Source organism: Actinosynnema sp., assembly GCF_052038725.1.
The window spans coordinates 1-3,408 of the sequence record NZ_JBQGCX010000918.1 but is presented as its reverse complement, the minus strand read 5'-3'; the positions used below and the strand labels follow the sequence as shown (position 1 = coordinate 3,408).

Genomic DNA, 3,408 nt, shown 5'->3' with positions numbered 1-3,408 from the left:
GCTCGACCACGTCGCGCAGCAACTGCCCGAGGACCCTGGTGGGCTCGGAGGTGCTGCCGCCGTGCTCGGGCACGTCGACGGCGTGCTCGCTCAGGGCGGGCATCCGCAGGTCGCGCAGCAGGGTTCCGCCGTTGGCGTGCGGGGTGGCGCCCATGCGCAGGTGGCCGGGCGGGACCAGCTCGCCGAGCTCGGGGACCGGGGCGCCGTTCGCGTCGAACAGCTCCTCGGGCCGGTAGGAGCGCAGCCACTGCTCCAGCATCCGCAGGTGCTCGGGGTTGTCGCGCACGCCGGAGAGCGGGACCTGGTGCGAGCGCCAGGTGCCCTCGACCTGGACACCGTCCACTTCGGACGGTCCGGTCCAGCCCTTGGGGCTGCGCAGCACGATCATCGGCCACGCCGGGCGGGTGGTGTCCTCGCCGGAGCGGGCCTTGGCCTGGATCTTCTCGATGGCGTCGAAGACCTCGTCGAGCGCCTCGGCCATCGCGGCGTGCATGGCCTCCGGCTCGTGGCCCTCCACGTCGACCGGGGCGTAGCCGTAGCCGCGCAGCAGGCTGTCCAGCTCCTCGTGCGGGATGCGGGCCAGCAGCGCCGGGTTGGCGATCTTGTAGCCGTTGAGGTGCAGGATCGGCAGCACCGCGCCGTCCTGCGCCGGGTCCAGGAACTTGTTGGCGTGCCAGCTCGCGGCGAGCGGGCCGGTCTCGGCCTCGCCGTCGCCGATGACGCAGGCGACGACCAGGTCCGGGTTGTCGAAGGCGGCGCCGAACGCGTGCGCCAGCGAGTAGCCCAGCTCACCGCCCTCGTGGATGGAGCCTGGCACCTCCGGCGCGACGTGGCTCGGAACCCCGCCGGGGAAGGAGAACTGCCGGAACAGCTTCGCCATGCCGCGCGCGTCCCGCGGCACCTCGGCGTAGGTCTCGCTGTAGGTGCCCTCCAGCCAGGTGTTGGCCAGCAGCGCGGGACCGCCGTGGCCGGGGCCGGTGATGAAGAGGACTTCGGCTTCCCGCTGCTTGATGACGCGGTTCAGGTGCGCGTAGACGAAGTTCAGGCCGGGGGTGGTGCCCCAGTGCCCGAGCAGCCTCGGCTTGATGTTGGCCGCTTCCAGCGGCGTGCTGAGCAAGGGGTTGTCCAGCAGGTAGATCTGACCCGCTGACAGGTAGTTCGCCGCCCTCCAGTAGGCATCGATCAGCTTGAGGTCTGCTCCGGTTCTCCCGGTCTGCGTTGACATCCAGGTCTCCTCGACTGCGGTTGCCGTCCGATGTCCACGGGGGGCTACCCCAAGCCTGGCGCGCCGACCCCGGCCGGTTGAAGGTCCGGCGGTCCCCGTCGCACAGGGACTTGTGGCCCTGAGAAGGGGCCTGGGACTGCCGGCAACGTCGTGGGCGACGAACACCTGGAGGTGAGCCGCATGGACCGCGGTCTGCCCGACGACGAGACGATCCGGGCCGCGGTGGCACTGGCCTGCCGCGCGCCCTCGATGCACAACACCCAGCCGTGGCGGTGGAGGCTGGGCGACAGCAGCGTGCACCTGTACGCCGACCCGCAGCGCTGCCTGCCCGCGACGGACCCCGACGGCGCGGACCTGGTGCTCAGCTGCGGGGCGGCGCTGCACCACCTGCGGGTGGCGCTGGCGGCGCTGGGGATGCGCGCGGTGGTGCGCAGGCTGCCCAACGCCTCCGACCCGGACCACCTGGCGTCGGTCGAGCTGTCCCGGCAGGAGCCGGAGGCGGAGGAGATCGCGCTGGCGGCGGCGATCCAGCGGCGGCGCACGGACCGCAGGCGGTACTCGTCGTGGGCGGTGCCCAGGGCGGTGCTGGCGCAGCTGGTGGACCGCGCGGTCGAGGAAGGCGTTGTGGCGCGGGAGGTCCTGGGCACGCGGGCGCGGTTCGAGCTGTCGCTGGCGGTGGCGCGGGCGGCGGCCGTGCAGGAGGCGGACCCGGCGTACCGGTCGGAGCTGCGGCGGTGGAGCGGCGGGCACGTGGAGCCGGAGGGCGTGCCCGCGGCGAACGCGCCGTTCGGGCAGCACCGGTACGGGGACGTGGGGATGCGGGAGTTCCCGAGCGGGGAGCTGCTGTGCCCGGAGAACGGGACGTGGGAGGAGGACGGGGCGACCCTGCTGGTGCTGGGGACCACGTCCGACGACCGGTTGTCGCGGCTCAAGGCCGGTGAGGCGATGAGCGCGGTGCTGCTGGAGGCGACGGCGGCCGGGCTGGTGGCGTGCCCGCTGAGCCAGCCGCTGGAGGTGGCGGAGGCGCGGCAGCGGGTGCGGGACGAGGTGCTGGACGGGTCGGTGTTCCCGCAGATCGCGCTGCGCGTGGGCTGGGCGTCGTTCGACGCCGACCCGCTGCCGCCGACGCCGAGGCGGGCGCTGGACGAGGTGCTGGCGAAGTGGTGAGCGCTCAGCGGCGGTGAGCGGGGGTGGTGGAGCGTCCCGGTCGGGTTGTCCGGCCGGGGCGCGTTCGTGCGCGCGGGGGGCTTCGCGGAGGTGCTGCGGGGTTGCTGCGGGGTGCCGTCGTGGCGCGGATTCGGTCCCCGGTAAGGGTCCTAGCCCGTGGGGGACCTTGGGCACTGGGTCGTGGTTCGCGCGCTGAGCATGATCGTGGTATGAGCAAAGCGCGCGAGATCGTGAACATGCAGCTGAGCCTGGCCCGCAGGGTCCCCGAGGCGGCGCGGGAGTACGCGGGCGTGAAGATCGGCTGCCTCGGCAAGTACGCCCCCGGCGAGGTGCCGTTCGCGATGGTCCGGCTGTCCTACGACGGCCCGCGCAGACTGGTGGCGCACGGGACGCTGCACGTGGACGGGCACGCGGTGAACGCGGACGCGGGCGCGGACACGTTCATCGAGGTCGTGGACCTGTTGCAGGACAGGCTGAAGGCGCAACTGGTCAAGATGCACGGCTGAGCGCGTCCGGGACAGCGGTGTCGCGGTCTTAGGCGCGGAGCGGGACGAAGTCGAACCCGGAGTCCACAGCGGACTTCGGGTTCGTGTTGTCCCAGGGACCGCCCCTAGCGGTCCACCACCCACTGCGCGTCCGGCGGCCAGCTCCCCAGCCGCACCACGTGCTCCACGAACCGCAGCGCCTCGTCGACCGGCACGGTGTCGACGTCGGGGTACTCGTCGCTCTGGCCGTTCGCCAGCTCGAACCCGTCGCTCCAGTCGTCCGGGTCGGCGCCGGGGTCGACCGCGTGCTCCCCCGGATCACCCTCGTGCTCCAGCAGCATGACCATCGCGCGCTCGCCGTTGCCCACCACCGCCAGCGACCGCCCGCCGTCCGAGGCGAGCCACGTCTCCAGCGCACCCGCCGCGATCCGCCCCCGCAGCAGCTCCCCGACCTCGTCGGCCACCACCGGGCGCCCGTCCAGCGTCCACGGGCTCACCGGTACTGCTCCCGCGCTGCGCAGCAGTGCGAGA

General features: G+C 73.1%; 3 protein-coding genes and 1 pseudogene. 2 read left to right on the top strand and 2 right to left on the bottom strand.

Annotated features, from left to right (window positions below; genetic code table 11):
- Window positions 1–1,225: pseudogene (locus ACTUAL_RS19235) on the bottom strand (phosphoketolase); the annotation flags it as partial.
- A gap of 180 nt (window positions 1,226–1,405) precedes the next feature.
- Here ACTUAL_RS19235 and ACTUAL_RS19230 point away from each other — a divergent pair.
- Entirely contained in the window at window positions 1,406–2,392 is a 987-nt protein-coding gene (locus ACTUAL_RS19230; protein ID WP_440901227.1) for an Acg family FMN-binding oxidoreductase, read from the top strand.
- A gap of 209 nt (window positions 2,393–2,601) precedes the next feature.
- Window positions 2,602–2,898 carry an HPF/RaiA family ribosome-associated protein gene (locus tag ACTUAL_RS19225; RefSeq protein WP_096492450.1) on the top strand — a complete coding sequence of 99 codons (297 nt, stop codon included), beginning with the start codon at window positions 2,602–2,604 and terminating at the stop codon, window positions 2,896–2,898.
- 104 nt (window positions 2,899–3,002) lie between these two features.
- Here ACTUAL_RS19225 and ACTUAL_RS19220 read toward each other — a convergent pair.
- Window positions 3,003–3,408, bottom strand: a 406-nt coding sequence (locus ACTUAL_RS19220) for a hypothetical protein (protein WP_440901226.1), incomplete at its 5' end; no start/stop codon positions are given.